A 17,575-nucleotide genomic window follows, 5' to 3' on the forward strand; every position below is an offset into this window, starting at 1 on the left:
CGCTTCGGCTTCGTCGGCGAGGTATCGGTACCCGAACTCGGGATCATCGCGGTGGGCATCGAAGAGCGCATCGGCCCGATATGCCTCAATGACGACTGCTTCAGGGATGGGTGCTGCCAGCCACCGGTAGTAGGGCTGGCGGGAGAGCTTCAAGACCCGGCACGACACCGCCACGGGGATCCCGTCGGCGGCGAGCTCTCTCACGAGCGGGTAGAGCCTTTTGACGGCAGATTCGCCTGTGACAGATACGCGGCCGCGCGGCGCAGGACCTCGTTCTCCTGCTCAAGCAGACGATTGCGCCGACGCATCTCTCGTAGTTCGGCGGACTCGTCGCTGGTGTTGCCGGGTTTGTTGCCGGCATCGATTTCTGCTTGGCGGAGCCATTTGTTGATGGTGCCTTCGTGGACTCCGAAGTCCTTGGCGATCTGTCCGATCGTCGTCTTGGAATCCCTGGTCTGGACGACGCGGATGACGTCGTCGCGGAATTCTTTCGGGTAGGGCTGTGGCATGGTGTCTATCCTTCCAGGCTTGCCTATGAACAAGCCAGATTAGATGTCACCTAACCCTGCATCAGTCCCGGTCACTCGTCCCGATGGATGTGACAGTGTGAAGTGGCCTCGGCACGACGGTTTCATCTGCTTGAGTATGCGTCCCGGTGGAAAATGCGGGACGCATGCGGGGTTTGGTGACAATCCTTCTAAGCGTGTCTGAGGACAAGCCAGATTAGATGTGATCAAACCTCGCATCCGCATCAGCCCCTCTTGGTCTGCCGCTCGAAATAGACCCACATACAAGGCGTATGATCGGGAACTATGATGACAAGTGATTTGATTCAGACGATTGTTGCGTTGATCGCAGTCGGCGCAATCGTTGTCAGCTGGTTGGTCTCGTCCAAGTCAATACGCGCCAACGACCGCGCGACAAAACTGCAGAGAGTCATTGAGACATCCGTGGAAATGCAAAGCGAAGTCGGAGTGCTCAGTGCCGAAATACTCCCCTTCTGGACGGATAACGAAACTCGTGCTAAGCATGCCCAGATGCCGCAAACGATCAAGGTGCACCGTGCGATGGAACAGACCAGGGTCTTAAGCAGCATGCTTCATGTACACGTGATGATCGCAGCTCAATCGGAGGAACCAGGCAAGGAGTTGACTTCGGCGGCATCCATGCTAGCCGAGGCCGCCATGACGCTCTACCACGTGTTGATTCCGTCAGAAGGCGCAAAAGAGAAGGTGGAGGAGCCCCTGAAATATTTCCTCAAGGAAGTGGGTGAATCCTCGCTACCGCTAGCAGATGCCAAAGAAATCACAGAGCGAGTTGAACAAAAAATCAAAGAGCACGGTGACCCCTCGGACAGCGGGAACTACGCCGACAAGCTTGTCGAGATGTGCAAAGCAAACTTCGCGGACAAACTTGCCGAGTATGCGGGCAGACCAGTGACTTAACTGGTACCTGCAAATCACTGTCGAAAACGGAACGCTTGTCTTCAGTGGCCTCAGATGAGCATGATGCGAAATAGGATCTAATTGTCGGAGGCAGAAGCATTCTCCTCGGCCATCACAGCCATGGAGGTGTGCACGAAGTCATGAGATCGTGTGTCCCCGATGTGCAGAGACAGGACATACAAAGCTAAGAGACTGGCTGTCCGCGATGTATCGGGGTTCCACACCGAATGCCAAAGTTCGACGTTCCAAGGTACACCGGGCGCGACATCGACGTGCGAGGATCAGCGACGAAATATTTCTGCGCCGTCGCCAGGTTACGCGGCGCGATTGGCTGGTAGCGTCGACACAAACGCCGTATCGTGCCGTTCGCTGGATTCATTCTGAACAGTCAATAGCGTTTGCGTGATGCGCTCCACAGCGGGCGTGTTGTAAGTGTCAAGGGAAATCCCTTATTGTGCGGTGCCTACCGCATCATTGGTTCGGGAGGAGACCATCGTATGGAAATCGTTCCAAAGTTTTCCGCGACTCAGGCGGACCAGCTGGGCAACTATGTGTACGTCTACTACGACACTGAGTCCAAGGAGCCGTTCTACATCGGGCGGGGACGAGCGAATCGTGTTCTCTCTCACATGAGATCCAGTCACAATGACCTGGTGCGCGACCGCATCGATGGCGAGAACTACGACTTCGATATCTTGGCATACGGCCTCGACGTTGAGACTGCGAAGAAGGTCGAAGCCGCCGCCATCGATCTCATTGGTGTCGACAACCTGCTCAACAAGTCGCGTGGTAGCGGTGCGATGCAGTATGGCCGCGTGAACGTGCGGACCCTCCTTCGTTCCCTCGCGTCCGATGACATCACCGAGATCCACCACAATCTCATTGTAGTGTCGATCAACGACACGTATGAGAAATACGGAGACGATCCGCAGGCGCTTCATGAATCGACCCGCGGTGTCTGGGCGGGGATCAGCGACGAGAAAGCGGATGAGTCGGAATACGTCGTTGGTGTGGTCGAAGGGCGCGTCGTCTACGTTATGACCGCCGCAGCATCTCTTCCCGCAGGCTCGACGGAATACTTCGTGCGCGGTGACGGCGAGGCCGAGGGGCGGATCGAGTTCGTCGGACGTACTGCTGACGAAGAGATTCAAGATCTCTATCTCGGGCGACGAATCCGCGCGGGGCAAAGGCCGATGTACTACGGCCCCTTCCACGATAAAGTCTACTTCGTCGACGGTGAATGGCGTTCGGCCAGGTGACTCTCTAACCTGGCTAGTCGTGTCGTCGTATCTTCGAACGGGTCGGGGACCAGGCGGCAACCAACTCCGAATGCTGAGATGACACGCAAGTATCGTGTGCGGATTGCACGCTCCTAATCGTTTGTTCGCCGCGGCGAACTCCGCAGGCTACAAATAATTTCGGCGGGGAACGGATTCTCCGGTGCAAAGCGGTAGTCAACGCTGACACCGATCGCTCCAGCGGCCACTGCGATATCTCGTACGGTGGTATCCGCAAGCTCGAGATCACCGATAGTCCATCCACCACCATGGAAATAGATGAAGGCAGGAGCCGGAGATGGAACATCGATAGGGGTGTAGATTCTGACTGGTGTTCCGGCGATGACGCCGTTCTCGACCTTGGAGAGGTCCTGACGATCTCCAGTCAAGGGCACTGCTTCTGCGAGTTCGGCGCGGTTCTGTTCGGCGGTTTGGGTATCGAGCGGTGGTGTACCGGCGGTGAGGTCGAGGAACTTCTGTGCGTCAGGATGAACCGTCATCAACTACGCCTCCATGTCTGTCTTCGATGAGCTTCTTTGCCTACGAGCAACAGTAAACTTCAGATGTTCTAGCTCTCAGATTCGATTTCGCAAGAGGTGGCATAGAGGCCCTGATTGAATTGTGCGGCTTTCGTGCCTGGCCAGTCCCGACTTCGGTGCGACTCCGAACCTCGGCTACTTCCAGTCAGTCCGATCCGGTGCACCAGCTTCTAGCCATTCGCGGGCGTCATCGAGAGCCTGCCCACCCCAAAAGACGGCATAGTTCAACTGGTGGTCACGAGCACTATGCCGCTTCTGGACATCGCGATGCGTCCAGTTGATGACGGCATTGCGATAGAAGTCTGAGTCCCTCTTTCGCCAGGTCTCAAGGAGAGCCTGATCGTCGTCATCCGTGGTGTCGAACCAGTGCAGGCCATGAGTCCAGAACCCATTGAGTTCAATGAAGAGATCACGAGAAGGAATGTAGAAGTCGCATTCCCAGGGATAGCGATCAGGGTCCTTGTACTGGGCCTTAACGTCGGCAGTGCCGAAGTGTTCGATGAGCAGCTGGTGCAGGTCGCGTTCAGGCTGCGAGTCCCGCCACGTTCCATTCGCACGTTTGACGGACAGCGCCCTATCCGCATTTTCGGGCTCCGCCCACCACTGGGACATCCTGCGCCCGTACGCGGCTTTAGCCTCAGGAGAATAGTCCTTGGCCTCTTGCATGAGAGCCAAGCGCTCATCAGTCATCGCCGCTCGCATCAGGTCTCGTCGCTCAGGCCGCTGGTTATGGTGGTCGACGCCGTAACGATCTCGAGATGTCTCTCTGATCTTCGCCTGAATCGACTCGTGTTGAAGCGGATTGTCGACTCCGTAGCGCGATTGGACAGTCGCGCGAAACTTTGCGGCATCTCGGGCGCGAAGCTCAGGGACCGAGGCCCGTGCACGGTTACTGGCTGCCCGTTTGGCGTTGGCCTCTGCGGAATGGGCTTGCTCGACTGAACGACTCGCGCGCTCCCGCATTGCGCCCTTCTCAGCGCGCTGAAAGCGATCAACCTCGCCGAGAGCTGAGAACAGTGCGCGCAGGGCTGGTAACGAATGTCCGAGCCCCAAGGCATCCAGCAGGCCGTCCCTCTTCAGTTCGCCAGTGGAGAATTGTGAGAGCACCTTGTCAATATCGGTAGGCGAGACGCGTTCGCTGACGTGTGCGGCCGAATACTTGACCCGATCAATGCCGCGGGTTTGGTCTCGTGCGCGCGACCTGTTCCCTCCGAGATCGACGCCGGTTAACGACTCAACCGCGGCTCGATCGAAGCCGCGGCAGGCTAGGTCGGCTGCGCTGTTTTCTTCGAAGAGGCCATTGAAAACTGCCAGTGGTGCATACCGCTCGCGTTTCGGGTTTCGGCCGATGGCTTTGAATACCGCGCGGAGCCGGCTGGATGCGTGGGGTTCGGAGCTTCGAAGTCCCAAGCCCTGCAAGACATCGAGGTGCGCAGCGCCGGCGATGTACCGGTCCACTGCGCGATCGACACCCTGCCGTCCCAGGCGTCGAATCACATGGCATGCTGCGTAGTCGACTCGAACGATACCTGCAGTCTCAGACCTGAGTCTTCTGACCTTGTGCCCAACGTCGGTTCCTGTGGCTTCGAGTATCTCTCGACGATTGAATCCGCGCAGTGCGAGATCGACGGCGGAGCCCTCCTCCGACAGTGTGATGGGCGACGGCTGCGGTTCCATTGTCATCGATCTCCTTTGGGTTCTTCTCAGTGGCTGCTCGCGCGTCCACGGATCAGTCGGTCCACCACTCGTCCTCCGGGACGTCTGAGTCATCCTGGACACTCGCATCATAAAAGCTGAGCGGTGACCATCCGCCGAGGGCCTCGGGGGAGAGGCAGACTGAGCAACAGCACAGCCCGAACTCGAGGCACTGCAGAAGCAGGTTCATGTCATGGCCGGTGTGCCAGTCACCTGTTGTTCGGTCTCTTCCAGGCAGAGCGCCGCAATACGGCAGCAGGTCTCCGAACTCCAGGTATCCATTTCCTGGATTGTTATAGAGGTGGTGAACCACATCGTGTCGGTTAGTGGAAGTCATAGCTTCCATTATCGCATGGAACATTGGATCTGCCTACGGGTACTGCTGTGCAGTTCTCTCGGCTCGGCGGTGGTGTCGTGATCGATGAGAAGTGTTAGTGCCAGTTCTCGCAGACGGCTCCTGCCGCGGATGGCTAGTTGATAGCAAGGAGGGAAGTCGCCGGCACAGCCAGCTTGACGGCCAGGTCATCGACCGAATCGAGTGAGAGATTTCGCTCGCCGCGCTCGATGCCGGCGTAGTACCGAGGTGTGAATCCGAGTTCCTCAGCTATGGCCTCCTGGGTGAGGCTTCGAGCGTTGCGTAGTGCGCGCAACTGCGATCCAAGTATGGATTTCAATGCTCTTTCGGTCATCGTTCCAGACTTTCTAGTAGAAGTGATCGCGACCAGGTAGTTATAGCTTCTAGTTGAGGGTAGATTTGAGGGAGTGCGGTAGAAAATGCGTGTCAGTGGGAAGGCATGTAGGCAGCGGGACGAAGGGAAGGGGCGTTATGAGCATTCGCCGAGACGACGCGTTCGAGGGGATCGTCGACGAAGCGGTGTCGACCAAGGAGCGGGCGGAGATGTCAGCGTCTGCGCAGAGGTTCGCCTTGATCTTCTGGATTCGAAAGAGCGTTTTGGCCGAACACCGCCGGCTGTACTTGTACGCCGATGAGCACCCAGAGGCCGCACAGGAACTGGTCGACCCGTCGATTCGTCTTTCGGAGAGGGCTAGATCCGAACGTTCGTGGAACTTGCCTGCCGGATGGGTACGTATCATCAACGGCCTGCATGCGGATTTGAGTTGTCTGCTCGGTGACTACGAGGTGGCGTACGTTGGTCAGAACGCGGGCGGTCTGCGGTTTCGCACGTCCCCAATCGCCAGGGGAGGGGCTGCTGAGCGAATCGGCGTGGCCAGGGCGGACTCGATGGCGGTGTGCACGGTTTGTGGGGGAACGGCCAGGATTGAGACGCCGCCGCGGTCGGCGACGAGGTGCCCGCGGCACCCAAGCTCGCGTCCGGACAGGATTGTCGGCGCAATCGCGCGTCCCCCGGGCTGGACCATGAAGGGGTGACCAATACATGAGTAAGCACATCCGCATCGTCGTTGCGCAGGCTGCGTTGGTCATTGATGGGCGGCAGCGCGGGCCTATGCTGCGCGCGTGAAGGGTGGGCTGTACTGTTGCCCGGGCCGGCCGCTGGGCCGTGATCAGTCATAGCCTCACCATGCGCGATGGGAGCTGGCCCATGCCTGTTCTTACCGCTCTGCTTGCCTGTCCTGCGGTCGCCAAGCTCAGTTGTTCGTGCCCTGTGGTTCGATCGTCACCAGCAGCTCGGTCGGCGGCACGTCCAGACCACGCGCGAGTTTGACGATGGTGTCGAGGGTCGGGTTGCGCACTCCGCGTTCGATGCCGCTGATGTAGGTGCGGTCGATCTCGACGTGATGGGCGAATTCTTCCTGCGAGTCCCACCCGCTTTCCTTCCGCAGTTCGCGGAGACGATCACCGAAAGCACGGCGATGAACAGGAATGGTCATCTACTAAGCACAACGTTAGGATGACTAAAGATCCACGGACTATGAGTCACATAGTTGAATACTGTCTATTGCAAACCGCCACAGGGGGCACAGAGCGTATGACCACAACCATGACGACTAGGACCGCTACGCGGGTCGCATCCGCTGCGGCTCTGGCTCTGTCAGCGATGCTGGCACTCAGTGCCTGCGGGGGAAGCGACGACGCCAAGGACGGCTCTCAGACTGAGGGGGTCGGTGACAACTCCGAGTCGAATCCCGGGAGCAGCAAGACCTGGGAATACGATTTCAGCAACACGCGCGTTACCGACGATAATGATATTGACCCAGTAGCTGCAGGATCCAGCACCTTCACCGTCACAATCCCCGATGAGCTCAAGGCCGCCAAGCCGAGCAGTGCCAAGACCTGGCTTGTCGACAGCTACAACGTCACAACCAAGGCTTTCGACTCCGGGATCTGCCGTGCCGATGTCACGGTCAACTTTGCCTCCGGTGGCCAGCAGGCGATCACCACCCCGGGACTGAGCTCACGCAGCGGTGTCGAGTTAGTGAGTGGACGTCTAATGGGCGTCCGCTACGGAACAACCGTAGACAAGGTGCCCAGCGATGACGAGCTCGGCACGCAAGGCGGTCTGTTCCTCACCGAGGACTACTCGAAGATCGCGATCGTGAACGACTGCTCAGGGCCCGAGGACCAAGCCGCTTTTGTCGACCTCCGGTTCCCCTACCTCAAAGACGATGGCGACGACGACTACATGGCAGAGGCTGGCGTATCTGTGTATCAGGGTGGTCAGTCGGGCGCAGCTGGTGCGACCACGATGATCACCGGCTCCACCCAAAACGTTGACATTTCGGTCACTGGAGACTGGGTGGCTGAAGACCCCGAGGAGGAGTGAACCTCACGCCAACCAGACACAACAGAAGCTCCCGCGGTCATCATGACCGCGGGAGCTTCATTGAACTTGCAAGAAAAGTAGAACCCCGGCGACATCATTCCGAGGAACGAGGGGTCATCCGGGGTGTTCAAGGATCATTTTGCCACAGTCGCTGGCATCTCGCACCGCCGTCCTGCGCTCGATGACTATCTAGTCGAACTGACTGGCCTCGAGGATGCGTGGGGATAGGGGGCTCCGGCAACAACGCCATAGTGGCACCGGCCTGGGGCGCAGTGCTTGGACTATTCTGAGAAGATGTTCTCGACGATGAGTCCAGTATGAGCACGTGCGCGGTTGTTTGGTGCGACCGATCCGCGATGGCGCGTGGCCTGTGCAAGCGGTGCTATGCGCGGTACAAACGCGGGCTCGTCCCGAACGAGACGAGACAGTACGCGACTTGGGAAGCGAAAGAGCGGGTGCGGTACGAGGCTACCCAGCGTCGTGAGGCTGGTGAAGGTATCGCTGACATCGCAGTTTCTCTGAGTATCAACGAATCGACACTGGGCAAATGGTTTCGAGGGTGGGGAGTGCGGCCTGCAGGCGGGAAGTTCGGGAAGTCTTTGGCGCAGAATCAGTGGAAGCGGTGGACTCGCGATGATGCTGCTATTGCGTATACGCGCACGGATCTGTCAATCGCGATGCGTGCCGAACTCCTGGGCCGGTCATACACAGCAGTGGTTGGATTCGTCCGCGACTACCGGAAGCGACCTGGCGACCCCTATGGGATCAAATAGAGCAGCTTGATGGCCCCAAGGCCGTGGCCGTTGTCCTGCCGGTGCCATAGAATGTCTCGGTCATCCTTCGACTATGCGCTCCGGTAAGAATGCAACGGAGAACCCTTGCCGCCCCGTTCAGATTCGGGAAAGTGCGAACGGAAGGCGCACGTTCGCAGTTCTCTTTGTTCTTCTGCGACGTTGTGGGGTATGAGTTCTGCGTTTCTGTACCCCACTATGTTTCGCTGGAATTTCAGCTTGGAGGAAGAGGTTCCAGATAGCGTGGTTGGCCTTCTCAAACTCATCGAGGAGGACGACACTGCGCGGCCTCTGGAGGACCTTTGTCTTTAGAAGCCCCTCTGTAGTGCTGCCCTTCCAAATCCTGCTCGCACCGATGAGTTTCATTCGTGCATCTGCCTCAGACCGGAGAATCCCAGTAGGAAACGACCTTTACCATCACACCGGGGCAACGGTAGCCCGGCTGGGGACGGTTGCGCACCGCCCGGCTCATCGACTGCCGGAGAGCGATCGCTGCCCCTAGCGGCGGCAAGAGACGTGTTCGATCGATGGGTGAGGCCCAGAGCCTTTAGCAGGGCTGCACATATCGTGCGCATATCGTCTAGCGCATACGTCCTCGCAACATCGCCTCGCGTTAACTCGAGGTATGAACAAGCACGACCCGCCCCTCGCCCTCGGCGACAAAACCTCGACCCCACCACACCCCCGAACGCTGACCAAACCATGTCCCGTGGCCCCATCCACCGCAAGACTGATGGTGTTCGGATGCAGCAACGACGAAGCCCTCGTATTTCGCGAGCTGGGAGCCCGCTTCGCCATAGCGCCGATGATCGTTGAGGATCCCGTGGGGGAATCCAACGCCGATCTGGCCCGCGGTACACGCTGCATCAGTGTGAGTCACAAGACCCCGATCACCAACCGCACGCTCGTGGCACTGAGTAACGCCGGTGTGGAACACGTCTCGACCAGAAGCATTGGCTACAACCACATCGACGTCGCCTTCGCCGAACGCGTCGGAATATCAGTCGATAACGTCTCCTACTCACCCGACAGCGTGGCCGACTACACGCTGATGTTGATGCTGATGGCCGTGCGCCACGCAAAATCCACCATCCGTCGCACCGACGCTCACGACTATCGACTGAGCGAGGTCCGAGGTCGCGAACTCCGCGACCTGACGGTAGGGGTCATCGGAACGGGTCGCATCGGCACGGCAGTCGTCAAACGGCTCCGAGGATTCGGCTGCCACGTGCTGGGCATTGATCGCCAAACACGAGCCGGCATGGCCCACAGCGAGATCGATGACCTCATCGAGCACAGCGACATCGTCACCCTCCACGCTCCACTGACACCGGAGACGCATCATCTCCTCAACCGTCAGCGCATCGAGCGGATGAAGCCCGACGCAATCGTGATCAATACAGGTCGCGGACCGCTGATCGACACGACAACTCTCCTGTCCGCGCTGGAGGCCGGTCAATTGGGTGGCGCGGCTCTCGACGTAATCGAAGGAGAGGAAGGAATCTTCTACGCCGATCACAGAAATCAACCTATTGAGAACGAGGCCCTGGCGCGGCTCCAACGCCTGTCCAATGTACTGATCAGCCCGCATTCCGGCTACTACACGGATCACGCCCTAAGAGACATCGTCGAAAACAGCATCATCAACTATCTGAAGTTCGAAAGCAGGAAATCATCATGAACAAGACAAAAATCGGAATCATCTTCGGCGGCGCAAGCGAAGAACACCCTGTCTCGGTCAAGTCGGCCAGGGAAATCGCGCTCAACCTCGACACTGAGAAGTATGATCCGTACTGGATTCGCATTACGAACAGCGGTGAGTGGAAGCTCTGCGACGGTCCCGGCCAATTGGGGGAGGAGCACTTCGGTCACAGCATCGTTTTGTCTCCTGACAGAAGTGTCCACGGTCTGCTGGTCGAAGCGCAGGACTGCAAAGAGACTGTGCACCTTGACCTTGTCTTCCCCCTCTTGCATGGCACGCTCGGTGAGGACGGTGCCATCCAGGGCTTGCTGGAGCTTGCCGGCATCCCGTACATCGGTTGCGACGTTCAGGCTTCAGCCATTGCTATGGACAAATCCCTGACCTATATCGTGGCGGCCAACGCGGGGGTTCTGACGCCGAACTACGAGGTCGTGGCTGCACACGCTGAACTCGTCAGCAGCCCCTTCGCCTATCCGGTGTTCGTGAAGCCGGCCCGCTCGGGGTCGTCGTTCGGCGTCAGCAAGGTCACAGGAGCAGACGAACTGGCCAGTGCTGTGGACACCGCCCGAGAATTCGACTCCAAGGTCCTGGTCGAAGAAGCCGTGAGCGGCAGCGAGATCGGATGCGCCGTTCTGGGCAACGACGAGAACCTCATTGTGGGCGAAGTCGACCGCGTCGACCTCTCTGGGGGATTCTTCCGCATCCACCAAGAAGACTCGCCCGAAACCGGATCGGAGAACTCGACCTTCATCGTTCCCGCCGACATCTCCGAAGAGTCCCGCCAGTTGGTCCAGGAAACGGCGAAGACCATCTATCGCGCGCTGGGGTGCAGGGGGCTTGCTCGCGTCGACATGTTCCTCACCGATGACGGACACGTGGTGATCAACGAAGTCAACACCATGCCCGGCATGACCTCATACAGCCGCTACCCACGAATGATGGCCGCCTTTGGACTCTCGCTCTCCGACGTCATCGACCAATTGGCTTCGCTCGCGCTGGAGTGGAAGAGGCGATGAACGACGACTTCGTCTTCATCGACGAGTGGGTACCCGGCATCCGCTGGGATGCTAAGTATGCCACCTGGGACAACTTCACGGGCAAACCCGTCGACGGCTACCTCGCCAATCGCATCGTCGGCACCCGGACCCTGTGTGAAGCCCTGGAACAAGCTCGTGACAAAGCCGCGACCATCGGGTCCGGACTGCTTCTGTGGGACGGCTACCGTCCCCAACGAGCCGTCGACAGGTTCATCCGGTGGTCACGACAGCCCGAAGACGGCCAGACGAAACAGCGGCACTACCCGCGTATCCAGCGAACTCAGATGCTCACCCACGGATATGTAGCCGCGCGTTCGGGCCACAGCAGGGGCAGCGCTCTCGATCTGACCCTCTTCGACCTTGCCACCGGTGAGCTCGCGCCGATGGGCGGCAGCCACGACCTCATGGACCCGATCTCAAGCCATCAAGCCCAAGGAATCACACCCGTCGAGGCTGAGAACCGTGCACGTCTTCGCTCCATCATGGAGGACTCCGGATTCGACCGATACGACCGCGAATGGTGGCACTACACACTGAAGCAGGAGCCCTACCCACATGACTACTTCAACTTTCCCATCGCATGATCCGAGCCTGACCTGCATCTCGCAGTGGGGAGATCCGAACCGCAACGACGACGTCGTGATGAGCCACACAGACCAAGCGGGTCTGGAAGTCTTCCTCGGCGATGCAAGTCCCTCACGGCTGCACGACTGGGCCGCCGACGGATACCGGTCAAGTGATGAATACCTGTTCTGGTCCCGGAAGGTCTGCGGTCTGGCATGTCTGCAGACACTGCTTCATGGGTGGACCGATGCCCGGTTGACGATGAGCGAACTCATCGGCCACGCGCTCGAACAGGGCTGCTACACGGTGGAGCCCTCCGGCAAAGTCCACGGTCTCATTTACCGCCCGTTCATGTCCTGGATCAGCTCTCAGTTCGGATTCGACTGCGAACTCGTCGAGCGCACACCCATCCACCTGTCCGGCAGACAGATACGACCGGGACAGGTAATGATCGCTTCGGTCTCGCCTGAGATCCGCGAGCCCGACACCTCTTCTCCACAACCAGGAGGCCATCTCGTACTTGTTTATGCAGTCGACGACGGAGCGGTGCACTTTCACAACCCGTCGGGATACTCCCACAACTCAGACTCAGCAGAGCTGCCCACACAGGTATTCGAGCGGTTCCACGCCGATCGGGGAGTCTTGATTGGAGCGCCATCATGATGTCTGGCGAACCTGCACCCCGCATCGTCATCGCAGGAGGCCACTCGGCTGGACACATCGAGCCCGCGATGAACTGTGCCGACGCGCTGCGTAGACTTGAGCCAACGACCGAGATCACCGCTCTCGGTACGGTCCGCGGGCTGGACACTACGCTCATCCCAGCTCGCGGATACTCGCTCGAGCTCATCCCGCCGGTGCCGCTGCCGCGTACCCTGAGCATCGACCTTTTGCGAACACCGGCCCGGCTCCAAGACTCGGTCCGGGTAGCAGGTTCGGTGCTCGACCGGGTCCGGGCCGAGGTCGTGCTGGGATTCGGCGGCTATGTCGCCATGCCCGCGTACCTCGCCGCCCGACGACGTGGCCTGCCGATCGTCGTCCACGAGGCCAACGCCCACCCCGGAGTGGCCAACCGAATGGCCGCCCGGATGACGCCCCGCGTGTTCACCGCCGCCCCGAACGTCCCATTGGTGCACGCCACCGCGATCGGCATCCCGCTTCGACCAGCGATCACCGGGCTCGACCGACACGCGTTGCGCGACACAGCCCGGCAGCGGTTCGGGCTGCAGTGCGAGGGGCAGGTCCTGCTGGTCACCGACGGTTCGCAAGGAGCGGGGACGATCAACAGCGCAGCGTCCGGCGCTACTGCCGCGTTCCGCGCCTCCGACGTGCAGATTCTTCACATCACCGGGCGGCAGCACATGATCGACGTATTGCCCAGCTGCCCAGACGACCCGCCCTACTTCACCGTCCCATACGTCGACGAGATGCAATACGCGTACGCTGCAGCCGACTTCGTGATCTGCCGCTCCGGGGCGATGACGTGCGCAGAGCTCGCCGCCATCGGGCTGCCTGCCGCATACGTTCCATTGCCGCTGCGCGGCGCTGAGCAGCGGTTGAACGCCGAACCCGTCGTCGCTGCCGGTGGAGCGCTACGCGTCGACGACGCCGACCTTGACCCAAGCTGGATCGAGACCACGCTCATCCCTCTGCTCACCGATCCCGCGCGGATCGCGACGATGTCGGCCCACGCGTCAGCGTCCGGCGTGCCGGACGCTGACGTCGTCCTGGCCCGGCAGGTGCTCGCCGCGGTCGCGGAGCAACGAAACGTCGACTCACGGAATTTGAGGTAGACCATGCTGATAAGGCTCGCTCGCAGCGCTGACGCCGAAGCCGTCAACGAATTGCTCGGCCAGCTGGGCTATCCCCAGGACGATCGGGGAGCGACGGCTGCTCGGCTCCAGGCCTGGGGTGACGCCCCGGCCGGAGCGGCCTACCTCGCCGAAGCCGACGGCGAGGCACTGGGCGTCATCGCTGTCTACGTCTGCCCGTTCTTCGAGCACGACGGTGCATGGGCACGGATCACCGCACTGGTCGTCTCCGAGCGAGCTTGCGGACTCGGGGTGGGATCCCGGCTCGTCGACGCCGCCGAAGCCTTTGCCGCCAGACACGGTTGCTCCCGGGTGGAGGTCACGAGCCACGATGGACGGGTGAACGCCCACAGGTTCTACGAGCGCTGCGGCTACACGATCCAGACTGGACTCTCGTCGCGCTTCCTACGAGACCTTTCGACTTGATACCGGCAGTCGCACCGTGGCGCGGAGTCCACCCTCGGCGCGGGGGCTGAGCGACAGCGTTCCGTCGTGCACTTGCGCGATGTTGTTCACGATCGCGAGACCGAGCCCGACGCCGGCCTGGCCGTCGTGGATTCGTTCGGTTCCGCGCTGGAACGGCTCGGTCAGTGTCGACACCAAATGGGGACTGAGCTTGTCACCGGTGTTCTCGACGGTCAGTGTGGCGGCGTCGTGCCCGAGCGAGGTGTGGACGTTAACACTGCCGCCTGTCGGGAGATTGTGGACGATGGCGTTGTGCAGGAGATTGGTGGTCAGCTGCAGCAACAGCGCAGGTGATCCGGTGGCTGGTGCGATCTTTCCGGAGACTTCAATGGCGACACCGCGCTTCTCTGCGAACGGCAGCAGGGTCTCGGCGGCTTCTTCGGCGATGAGCGACAGATCGACGTCTTCGCGTGTGAATGTTCGCTGGTCCGTGCGACTGAGCAGCAGCAGTGCTTCGGTGAGCTCGATCGCTCTGGCATTGACGCTACGGAGGCGCTGATCGACCTGGCTGTCGGTGTGTGCGGGATCGTTGCGGGCGACGTCGAGGAGGGTCTGTGTGATCGCCAGCGGGGTGCGCAGCTCGTGGGAGGCGTTCGCGGCGAAACGCTGCTGCTCGGCGACGTGTGCTTCAAGGCGGGCGAGCATGCCGTCGAAGGCATCAGCAAGCTCACGGAACTCGTCCCGACTGCCCTTGAGCTCGATCCGATGCGACAGTGAGCCTCGCGCAGCTGTGCGCGTGGCGTCCGTGATCCGAGACAGGGGTGCGAGCATGTGGCCGGCGAGGATCCATCCACCGACCAGGCCAAAGACCAGCATGAACCCGAGGATGAGGATCGCGGCTGGAATGAACACCACCGGGCCACGACTGTTCGAGTCGAAGACTCGGGCGAAGTCGGAGACATCTGGGAATTGGAGTCCCAACGATGATCCTCTGAGTAAGAATGCCCAGACCGCGACCAGGAGCAGGACGCTTGCGATCATGAGGAACCCGGCATAGCTGAGCGTTAACTTGGCCCGTGCGCTGAGTCCCTTGTGCCTATCCAAGGACTTCACCATCCTGAGCGTCCTGGCCGTCATCGATGCGGTACCCGACTCCGGCAACCGTGGCGATCAGCCATGGCTCGCCGAGACGCTTGCGCAAAGCTGAGACTGTGATGCGTACGGCGTTGGTGAACGGGTCGGCATTCTCGTCCCAGGCTCGCTCGAGTAATTCTTCGGCGCTGATGACGCCGCCTTCGGCTGAGACGAGGACTTCGAGCACAGCGAATTGTTTGCGGGTGAGCGCGATGTAGCGGCCGTCACGGTAGACTTCGCGGCGGAACGGGTCCAGTCGCAGCCCCGCGATTTCCCTCACGGGTGGCCTGTTGTGAACGCGTCTGCGGTCGAGTGCTCGCAGCCGGAGGATGAGCTCGCGCAGTTCGAAGGGCTTGGTGAGGTAGTCGTCGGCACCCAGTTCGAAGCCCGATGTCTTGTCGTCCAAGCGGTCTGCGGCGGTGAGCATCAGGATCGGCATTCCGCTTCCAGAGGCGACGACGCGTTCTGCCACTTCGTCTCCCGACGGGCCCGGGATGTCGCGGTCGAGGACTGCGATGTCGTAGCTGTTCACGCTCAACAGCTCGAGCGCGGTGTCGCCATCTCCGGCGATGTCGGCTGCGATTGCCTCCAGGCGCAGCCCATCGCGGATGGCTTCGGCCATATAGGTCTCGTCCTCGACTACTAGCACTCGCATGCTCCAAGCCTACGCAACCGCACCTATCGTCAGCATATGCAGAACCGCATACGGGCTGGCAACGCGCCGCTGGCTTGACTGGCAGTATGAACCGAACAGCAAGAATACCTGCACGTAACCACAAATCCCTCAGGACCACCATCGGCACGATGACCGTTGTGGCAGCTGTGGTCCTCGCATTTGTCGTCTTTCAATCCTCAAACGAGTTCTCACTCAGCTCGACTTTCAGCAGTCAGAGCGATTCGACAACCTCCGACTCAGGCGGCGATCTTCCGGAAGGTGTCTCCGTTTTCGACGACGAGTACGCTGGGGTGGCCAATCTCGACCCGGCTCTCCTTGCCGCTGTGCGCGACGCGGCGACGGATGCAGAAGCCGCTCGTGGCATCGAGTTTTCCGTCAATAGCGGATGGCGATCACGCGACTACCAGGACCAACTCCTGCGCGAAGCCGTGTCGGAATACGGAACACTCGAAGAGGCCTCTCGCTGGGTTGCCACCCCGGACACGTCGTCACACGTGTCAGGGGACGCCATTGACATCGGCGGTCCCCAGGCGGCGGATTGGCTGTCCGAGCACGGCAGGAAGTACGGCCTGTGCCAGACCTACCTCAACGAGTCCTGGCACTATGAACTCCATACCGAAGCCCCTGACGTCGGGTGCCCACGAATGTATGCAGATCCGACGCATGATCCGAGGATGCAGCAATGACAGCACGGAAAGGTCGCATCGCTGAAGGGGTGCCACGTCAACTTGAGCGTGAGAACGGCAAACACATGCAACGAGTTTTTCACTTCGCTGCGACGACGTCGCTAGAATTCCAAAGGGATATACGGCCCAGGCGACAAGCGACACGATACAAAGTCCTTCGTAACAGGCCGGAAGTTTCAAAACGACCGGAATCCTCACAGTCAATTCGCGAGACTCGAAGAGCGGCAAGATATGTTGCTCGGTGAGAACTCGGCCATCTTCGACGACACGCGTCCTCCTCGTTGAACCTCAGCTTGGGAACTGCAATTTGAGAGACTGGTCCATATGACTGACAGACATCTGAACACCGAGGCTCCGAGAGGGCCGCGTGCCAACGACTACGAGGCCTTCGCTCGAGCTTACTCGGCCGAGAACGACGACAGCCTCGCAAACGCGTACTACGAGCGGCCCGCCATGCTGGCGCTGGCTGGTGACGTGGCGGGACGCAACATCCTTGACGCAGGGTGCGGATCGGGCTCGCTCAGCTCTGCCCTCCGCGACCGCGACGCGACTGTTACGGGCATCGACGCCAGCGCAGGAATGGTTGAACTCGCCAGGCAGCGACTTGGCGACGGTGTCGACCTCCAGGTAGCAGACCTTAACGATCCGCTGCCGTTCGATGACGGCTCGTTCGACGACGTGATCGCCTCGCTGGTGCTGCACTACATCGAAGACTGGGGCCCGACGCTGTCGGAGATGCGACGCGTGCTCCGGCCGGACGGCTGCCTATTCGCATCCGTCGACCATCCGATCGTCGCCTACACCATTCAGGAACCCCGGCCGGACTACTTCGCAAACACCAGCTACGAATTCGAGTGGGAGTTTGGCGGGAAGCGCGTCCCGATGCGCTTCTGGCGCAAGTCGCTGCAGCAGATGCTCAACGCCTTCGCATCAGCCGGATTCCGTCTCACGAGCATCACCGAGCCGCAACCCCTCCCTGAGGCACGTGAGCTCCATCCCGATGGGTTCGCGCACTTTTCTGCGGCACCGGGCTTCCTCTTCTTCGCGCTCCAAGCAACTGCTGAGTAGC

At 60.2% G+C, this 17,575-nt stretch carries 21 protein-coding genes and 1 pseudogene; 13 read left to right on the forward strand and 9 right to left on the reverse strand.

What is annotated here, in order from left to right; translation table 11 throughout:
* Positions 1-204 (reverse strand): annotated as a pseudogene (locus INT29_RS16125) (IS3 family transposase); the annotation flags it as partial.
* Positions 201-509, reverse strand: coding sequence for a transposase (locus INT29_RS20250; protein WP_009883324.1), 309 nt, complete (start codon positions 507-509; stop codon positions 201-203). The gene INT29_RS20250 and the pseudogene INT29_RS16125, both read right to left, overlap by 4 nt.
* Positions 510-812: 303 nt before the next feature.
* Here INT29_RS20250 and INT29_RS16135 point away from each other — a divergent pair, with 303 nt between their 5' ends.
* Positions 813-1,445 carry a hypothetical protein gene (locus tag INT29_RS16135; RefSeq protein WP_193072391.1) on the forward strand — a complete coding sequence of 211 codons (633 nt, stop codon included), beginning with the start codon at positions 813-815 and terminating at the stop codon, positions 1,443-1,445.
* 497 nt (positions 1,446-1,942) lie between these two features.
* A complete protein-coding gene (locus INT29_RS16140) occupies positions 1,943-2,704 on the forward strand; it encodes a hypothetical protein (RefSeq protein WP_193072392.1) in 762 nt (253 codons plus the stop codon).
* Between the two features lie 113 nt (positions 2,705-2,817).
* On the opposite strand, the gene INT29_RS16145 is transcribed toward INT29_RS16140, so the two are convergent.
* The 3 genes from INT29_RS16145 to INT29_RS16155 form a co-directional block, all read right to left on the reverse strand.
* Positions 2,818-3,222, reverse strand: a complete 405-nt coding sequence (locus INT29_RS16145) for an alpha/beta hydrolase (protein WP_193072393.1) — start codon at positions 3,220-3,222, stop codon at positions 2,818-2,820.
* Positions 3,223-3,396: 174 nt separating this feature from the next.
* On the reverse strand, positions 3,397-4,944 hold the full coding sequence (locus INT29_RS16150; protein ID WP_193072395.1) for a hypothetical protein: 1,548 nt from the start codon (positions 4,942-4,944) through the stop codon (positions 3,397-3,399).
* Between the two features lie 482 nt (positions 4,945-5,426).
* A complete protein-coding gene (locus tag INT29_RS16155; RefSeq protein ID WP_193072396.1) occupies positions 5,427-5,645 on the reverse strand; it encodes a helix-turn-helix domain-containing protein in 219 nt (72 codons plus the stop codon).
* 137 nt (positions 5,646-5,782) lie between these two features.
* Here INT29_RS16155 and INT29_RS16160 point away from each other — a divergent pair, with 137 nt between their 5' ends.
* Entirely contained in the window at positions 5,783-6,346 is a 564-nt protein-coding gene (locus tag INT29_RS16160) for a hypothetical protein (RefSeq protein WP_193072397.1), read from the forward strand.
* A gap of 218 nt (positions 6,347-6,564) precedes the next feature.
* Here INT29_RS16160 and INT29_RS16165 read toward each other — a convergent pair whose 3' ends face one another.
* The gene (locus tag INT29_RS16165; RefSeq protein ID WP_193072399.1) at positions 6,565-6,807 is read right to left on the reverse strand and encodes a helix-turn-helix domain-containing protein; all 243 of its coding nucleotides are present in this window, start codon (positions 6,805-6,807) and stop codon (positions 6,565-6,567) included.
* 98 nt (positions 6,808-6,905) lie between these two features.
* On the opposite strand from INT29_RS16165, the gene INT29_RS16170 reads away from it, so the two are divergent.
* Both INT29_RS16170 and INT29_RS16175 read left to right on the forward strand, forming a co-directional pair.
* Positions 6,906-7,700: a hypothetical protein gene (locus tag INT29_RS16170; RefSeq protein WP_193072400.1), complete on the forward strand. Its 795-nt coding sequence runs from the start codon at positions 6,906-6,908 to the stop codon at positions 7,698-7,700.
* 455 nt (positions 7,701-8,155) lie between these two features.
* Positions 8,156-8,473, forward strand: coding sequence for a hypothetical protein (locus INT29_RS16175; RefSeq protein ID WP_193072401.1), 318 nt, complete (start codon positions 8,156-8,158; stop codon positions 8,471-8,473).
* Positions 8,474-8,590: 117 nt separating this feature from the next.
* Here INT29_RS16175 and INT29_RS20790 read toward each other — a convergent pair whose 3' ends face one another.
* Complete coding sequence (locus tag INT29_RS20790; RefSeq protein WP_413463167.1) at positions 8,591-8,857, reverse strand: AAA family ATPase; 267 nt, start codon at positions 8,855-8,857, stop codon at positions 8,591-8,593.
* A 367-nt stretch (positions 8,858-9,224) separates the two neighbouring features.
* Between INT29_RS20790 and INT29_RS16180 the strand changes: the two genes are divergently transcribed.
* From INT29_RS16180 to INT29_RS16205, 6 genes are read left to right on the forward strand one after another with little or no spacing between them, the layout of a single operon-like run.
* Entirely contained in the window at positions 9,225-10,172 is a 948-nt protein-coding gene (locus tag INT29_RS16180) for an NAD(P)-dependent oxidoreductase (protein ID WP_226842116.1), read from the forward strand.
* Entirely contained in the window at positions 10,169-11,209 is a 1,041-nt protein-coding gene (gene vanA, locus INT29_RS16185) for a D-alanine--(R)-lactate ligase (protein ID WP_193072403.1), read from the forward strand. Before INT29_RS16180 ends, vanA begins: the two co-directional genes overlap by 4 nt.
* A complete protein-coding gene (gene vanX, locus INT29_RS16190) occupies positions 11,206-11,814 on the forward strand; it encodes a D-Ala-D-Ala dipeptidase VanX (protein ID WP_193072405.1) in 609 nt (202 codons plus the stop codon). The genes vanA and vanX overlap by 4 nt, the downstream gene beginning before the upstream one ends.
* A complete protein-coding gene (locus INT29_RS16195; protein ID WP_193072407.1) occupies positions 11,786-12,457 on the forward strand; it encodes a hypothetical protein in 672 nt (223 codons plus the stop codon). Before vanX ends, INT29_RS16195 begins: the two co-directional genes overlap by 29 nt.
* A complete protein-coding gene (locus tag INT29_RS16200; RefSeq protein ID WP_193072408.1) occupies positions 12,454-13,587 on the forward strand; it encodes a UDP-N-acetylglucosamine--N-acetylmuramyl-(pentapeptide) pyrophosphoryl-undecaprenol N-acetylglucosamine transferase in 1,134 nt (377 codons plus the stop codon). Before INT29_RS16195 ends, INT29_RS16200 begins: the two co-directional genes overlap by 4 nt.
* 3 nt (positions 13,588-13,590) lie before the next feature.
* The gene (locus tag INT29_RS16205; RefSeq protein ID WP_193072409.1) at positions 13,591-14,031 is read left to right on the forward strand and encodes a GNAT family N-acetyltransferase; all 441 of its coding nucleotides are present in this window, start codon (positions 13,591-13,593) and stop codon (positions 14,029-14,031) included.
* Here INT29_RS16205 and INT29_RS16210 read toward each other — a convergent pair.
* Positions 14,011-15,114, reverse strand: a complete 1,104-nt coding sequence (locus INT29_RS16210; protein WP_193072410.1) for a sensor histidine kinase — start codon at positions 15,112-15,114, stop codon at positions 14,011-14,013. The two genes, INT29_RS16205 and INT29_RS16210, sit on opposite strands and share 21 nt — an antisense overlap.
* A complete protein-coding gene (locus INT29_RS16215) occupies positions 15,107-15,799 on the reverse strand; it encodes a response regulator transcription factor (RefSeq protein ID WP_193072411.1) in 693 nt (230 codons plus the stop codon). Before INT29_RS16215 ends, INT29_RS16210 begins: the two co-directional genes overlap by 8 nt.
* A gap of 149 nt (positions 15,800-15,948) precedes the next feature.
* On the opposite strand from INT29_RS16215, the gene INT29_RS16220 reads away from it, so the two are divergent.
* Both INT29_RS16220 and INT29_RS16225 read left to right on the forward strand, forming a co-directional pair.
* Complete coding sequence (locus tag INT29_RS16220; protein ID WP_193072412.1) at positions 15,949-16,506, forward strand: M15 family metallopeptidase; 558 nt, start codon at positions 15,949-15,951, stop codon at positions 16,504-16,506.
* Between the two features lie 324 nt (positions 16,507-16,830).
* A complete protein-coding gene (locus tag INT29_RS16225; protein WP_193072413.1) occupies positions 16,831-17,574 on the forward strand; it encodes a class I SAM-dependent methyltransferase in 744 nt (247 codons plus the stop codon).
* The last annotated feature ends 1 nt before the right edge of the window (position 17,575 follow it).

The organism is Brevibacterium sp. FME37, from assembly GCF_014897485.1.
GTDB lineage: Bacteria > Actinomycetota > Actinomycetes > Actinomycetales > Brevibacteriaceae > Brevibacterium.